The organism is Anaerostipes amylophilus, from assembly GCF_025567365.1.
Lineage (GTDB): Bacteria > Bacillota > Clostridia > Lachnospirales > Lachnospiraceae > Anaerostipes > Anaerostipes amylophilus.
The window spans coordinates 1-4,837 of sequence record NZ_JAOQJG010000015.1; the positions used below are offsets into that span (position 1 = coordinate 1).

General features: G+C 32.0%; 7 protein-coding genes. All 7 read left to right on the top strand.

All coding sequences use genetic code 11. The features are described 5' to 3' along the window. The first annotated feature begins 176 nt into the window (after positions 1 to 176). Positions 177 to 839, top strand: coding sequence for an ARMT1-like domain-containing protein (locus OCV53_RS12135; protein WP_262568808.1), 663 nt, complete (start codon positions 177 to 179; stop codon positions 837 to 839). Then, entirely contained in the window at positions 836 to 1,087 is a 252-nt protein-coding gene (locus OCV53_RS12140) for an ARMT1-like domain-containing protein (RefSeq protein ID WP_262568809.1), read from the top strand. Before OCV53_RS12135 ends, OCV53_RS12140 begins: the two co-directional genes overlap by 4 nt. A gap of 284 nt (positions 1,088 to 1,371) precedes the next feature. Continuing rightward, complete coding sequence (locus OCV53_RS12145; RefSeq protein WP_262568811.1) at positions 1,372 to 1,884, top strand: DUF4405 domain-containing protein; 513 nt, start codon at positions 1,372 to 1,374, stop codon at positions 1,882 to 1,884. Positions 1,885 to 1,914: 30 nt separating this feature from the next. Beyond that, a complete protein-coding gene (locus OCV53_RS12150) occupies positions 1,915 to 2,361 on the top strand; it encodes a flavodoxin family protein (RefSeq protein ID WP_055198553.1) in 447 nt (148 codons plus the stop codon). 124 nt (positions 2,362 to 2,485) lie between these two features. Beyond that, positions 2,486 to 2,611, top strand: coding sequence for a hypothetical protein (locus OCV53_RS12155; RefSeq protein WP_262568810.1), 126 nt, complete (start codon positions 2,486 to 2,488; stop codon positions 2,609 to 2,611). Between the two features lie 356 nt (positions 2,612 to 2,967). Further along, entirely contained in the window at positions 2,968 to 3,744 is a 777-nt protein-coding gene (locus OCV53_RS12160; protein ID WP_055198556.1) for a DUF134 domain-containing protein, read from the top strand. A gap of 126 nt (positions 3,745 to 3,870) precedes the next feature. Beyond that, positions 3,871 to 4,422 carry an alpha/beta family hydrolase gene (locus OCV53_RS12165; RefSeq protein WP_055198557.1) on the top strand — a complete coding sequence of 184 codons (552 nt, stop codon included), beginning with the start codon at positions 3,871 to 3,873 and terminating at the stop codon, positions 4,420 to 4,422. Positions 4,423 to 4,837: the final 415 nt, after the last annotated feature.

The following is a 4,837-nucleotide window of genomic DNA, read 5'->3' on the forward strand; positions in this document are numbered from 1 at the left end:
GATGTGAATAGTTCTTGTATGTTGTTTTGAAGGTATATCCTTTATATATAGATTTAATAATGAAATTCGAACATTCTTATAGATATAGATAAGGATGTTTTTTTTCGTTTATAACAAAGAATTTAAAGATATCAAGCAACGATTGTAACTAGAATCATAAATTCTTGCATGATATAATGAAAGCAGAAATAAACTGTGATCAAAAAAGGAGAGAAACGACGATTGCAAATTCAAGATGTATCGCATGTAATCTTTCAAAAAAAGAGCAAAAGATCCAAAAATATTCGGATGAAAAAAAGAAAAAAGCATTTATTCAGAAAGTTACCGGAATCTTATATAAATACGGGGATAAAGAATCAACACCAATGTTAGATAAGCGAATTCAGGACATTTATAATGAATATTATGAAGAAGAAACAGATTATAAGGCATTGAAACATAAATATAATCAATATATGTTGGAAAGAGAAGATGAGATTAGAGAACGCTTAAAGGAAACAAAGAACATAGAAGATTATATTAAATATGTATGCGTTGGGAATTACATAGATTTTGGTGTAACAGGAAATATTGATGATCAGATGTTAGAAAATTTATTAAATAAGGTCAACGATCTGAATATATCAAAACAAGAAGTAAAATATCTGGAGGAAGAATTAAAAGATGCGAAAACTCTTTTGTATATCACAGATAATTGCGGAGAAATCGTTCTTGATAAGATTTTTATCGAAGAATTAAAGAAACGTTATAAAAATCTTGAAATCATAGTTATGGTAAGAGGCGGACTGGCAATCAATGATGCAACGATAGAAGACGCAGAAGAAAGATTGTTTCTGTGATCAGCAATGGAGCTGCAATCACAGGAACCGTCAAGGAGCAATTAAGCAAGGAAGCAAGAAAATATCTGGATAGTGCAGATGTGATCATAGCGAAAGGAATGGGTAATTTTGAATCTATGTTTGAGGAAGGAATTAATCCATATTATTTATTCTTATGCAAATGCGAGCTATTCACAACGAGATTTGGTGTCCAGTTGTTTGATCCGATATTCTGCAAAGAAGAACGATTAGAAATAAAAAATAAATAAAAATCCAGATAAGAGATATAACCAAAAGGTTTAAACTCAATAACAAAGCGAGACTTCATAATAGGTCTCGCTTTTTTGTATGAACATCAAAAAGAGATTGTCTGATGTTTATAGCACTTATGTTATTGATGCCTTATCAGATGGTGGGCAAAGAAGCCCATGAATGGATAGGAATGATCATGTTTTTCTTATTTATTTGTCACCATATGATGAATCAAAAGTGGACAAGAAATATAAATAAAGGGAAATATTCATTTTTACGTATATGGTAAATAATATTAGTAATTTTTCTATTTCTATTTATGTTAGGATCGATGATCAGCGGAATTATTCTGTCAAGATATGTTTTTAAAAGTATAAGAATTATGGGAGTTGCAGTTCTTATGGAAAATGTACATATGATCTGTGCATATTGGGGATTTGTGATGATGGCATTACATCTGGGGTTCCATTGGAACATGTTTATAAATATGATAAAGAATAAAATAGAAAAATGGAAGAATTCGATATGGTTGGTTGTAAGAACCTTGACATATGGAATTGCTATATATGGAATTTTTGCTTTTATCAAACGAAAAATAGGTTTATATATGACTCTAAAAAGCCATTTTGTATTTTTTGATCCTACAGAAACACTAAGATTTTATATGCTGGACTATATATCGATGATGATTTTGTTTGTTTTGGTGGGTTATTATATTTGGAAATTAGATAAGAATGCAAGATATTATACAAGCACTCTTGAATTATTAAAGAAATATGTACAGATGGTGCCACCAGTCGATGACCAGAAATAAAACAAAATCATACATAAATGGAGGAAAAACATGAATATTTTATTTATCAACGGAAGTCCAAATAAGAATGGAAACACAAAAGCTTTAGCAGAAAAGATGCTGAAGGAAAAAGCATATGAAACATTAAATCTGACAGATTATAGAATTGGAAGTTATGGACAAAATTTCCAAGATGATCAGTTAGATGAAGTAATTGATAAAATGAAAGCGGCAGATGTGATCGTAGTAGGATCCCCATTGTATTGGCATAATATCTGCGGTTCAGTAAGAAATGTATTAGACCGCTTTTATGGAAAAGTCGAACAGGAAGGACTGTCAGGAAGAACTTTATATTTCTTGTTCCAAGGAGCAACCCCAGAACAATGGATGTTAGAAGCCGGAGAATATACAATGAAACGTTTTGCTGGACTTTATGGAATGGAATATGGCGGAATGGCAACAAATGGCGATGAAGCATCAAAACTGTTCAAAGCATAATATGAGAAAAGCTTAGAAAAGGAACGTCGAAAGATACCGTAAAAACTCCGAAAGATTTTCCGTTAAAATACAATTATGGAACAGGCAAGAACAAAAAGCTAAGAAATAGACAGGCGTCTGGAGTTTGCTTGAAGCAAAAGCTTTGGGAATCAGTGCAGTATGTGCAGGAATTTATTTTTGCTATTCTAGTATCATCTCATTTTTAACACCAAGACAGCAGCAGCGTTTTTCTTCATTGTATATTCGATAGCAATTTTGATCACAAGACCATTTACAGGAAGATTGTTTGATCAAAGAGGAGCTAAAATCACGATGCTTCCAGCTTTTTTATCATTTTTTGTTGGAATGATTCAGCTATGCAAATTCAACTTTCTATATTTTCTTGGATATTGGAACAGGAGTGGGACCATTCTTTTTAGGATTTTTAGTTTCACCTCTTGGATATCGAGGAATGTATCTTGCAATGGCAGGAATGGCCATTTTATTTATGATATTCTTTTTGCCTTACTATTAAATTTCATACTAACTTGAATTATAAATTTTTGAATGCTATAATGCGATTATCGACATATGACGGAAATAAAAATACAATAAGGAGAAGATATTATGACAAGACCAACAAGATGTAGAAGAATATGTATGGAGCCAGCTTATGACAGCTTTTTTCCAGATGGAGTTTTGACAGGAGAAGAAGTCATTATGACATTAGACGAGTACGAAACAATACGTCTGATCGATCTTGAAGAATACACACAACATGAATGTGCAAAACAGATGAATATTTCCAGAACAACCGTAGCAGAGATTTATAAAAGTGCCAGATATAAGATGGCAGATAGCGTTGTGAATGGGAAGCAACTTCTGATCACAGGAGGTAATTATCAGTTTTGCGATGGCATGACATCACCTTTTTGTAAGAAACACTGTAACAGAGCAGTAAATTCCGTCGTCAGATCAGAAATTTTAAAAAAGGAAGGTAATAAAATGAGAATTGCAGTAACATACGAAGATGGAAAGATTTATCAGCATTTTGGACACACAAGCCAGTTTAAACTTTATGATATTGAAGATGGAAAGATTGCATCTACACAGATTGTTGATACGAATGGACAGGGACATGGAGCATTATCTGGTTTCTTATCACAGGGAGAAGTAGATGTACTGATCTGTGGAGGAATCGGCGGCGGAGCCCAAAGTGCATTAGCAGAGGCAGAAATTAAATTATATGGAGGCGTTTCAGGAGATGCAGATGAAGCTGTGAATGCTTATCTGGAAGGAAAACTTGATTTTAATCCAAATGTACAATGCTCTCATCATGCACATGAACATTCTTGTGGAGGACATCAGTGTGGTGAAGATAAACATGGATGTTCAGGAAATTAGAAAAACGATTTACTAGAATACATAATTGCTCTATAATAACATAATAGAAAGTTAATGAAATTCTCCGTCTGAAAATATAACAGATGGAGAATTTTGCATATACAAAAATATATTAGGAGAAAATAAATGAAAGAAAAACTAGTAATCATATTTCCAGGGATTGGGTATCATTGTGATAAACCGCTTTTATACTATGCAAAAAAGCTAGCAAAAGAACATGGTTATGAAGAAATTGTTTCATTAAAATATTCATATACAGGAAAAAATATCCGTGGAAATGAGAAAAAGATGCAGGAAGCATGTGATATTTTATACCAACAAGTCGAAAAACAATTAGAACTTATTGATTTTTCAAAATATGCAGAAGTAGTATTTATTTCAAAAAGCGTAGGAACTGTTATATCATCTTCATATGCACAGAAATATAAGATAAAATGTAAGCAAATTTTATACACACCATTGGAGCAAACATATAAATTTGAACATCCGGATGCAATCGCATTTCTTGGAACATCTGATCCATGGAGTAATACAGCAAGTGTAGAGAAGCTTTCGAGGAAGCAGAATGTACCAATATATATGTATGAAAATGCAGATCATTCACTAGAAACAGGAAATATTATAAGGGATATAAAGACGTTACAAGATGTAATGAAAAAGACAAAAGAATATTTGTGAAAAAATTGCTTGACATATGATATATGGCTATGATAATATAATCAACGTCGCTAAAATACGACGAAATGTGACATATCATAGATAAAAAAGTTCTTGACAAGAAGAATGTAAAATGATATTATTTAGAAGTTACTGACGGAGAACGATCAGAACAATGTAAAATAAATATCATTAAAAAGTTCTTGACAGACAAGATCAGAAATGATATGATATAAAAGTTGTTGCAGAACGAAAGAGTTCAGAACAACAAAATAAATCAAAAAAGTTCTTGACAAACAAAAAGAACTGTGATAAAATGATAAAGCTTCTTACACACAAGAAGCGGATCAAAAAAGATCTTTGACAACTGAACAATAAGACAACCTTGAAAATTCTAATGAATTTTTCAGATGATTTTAGAAAAAATCAACGAACG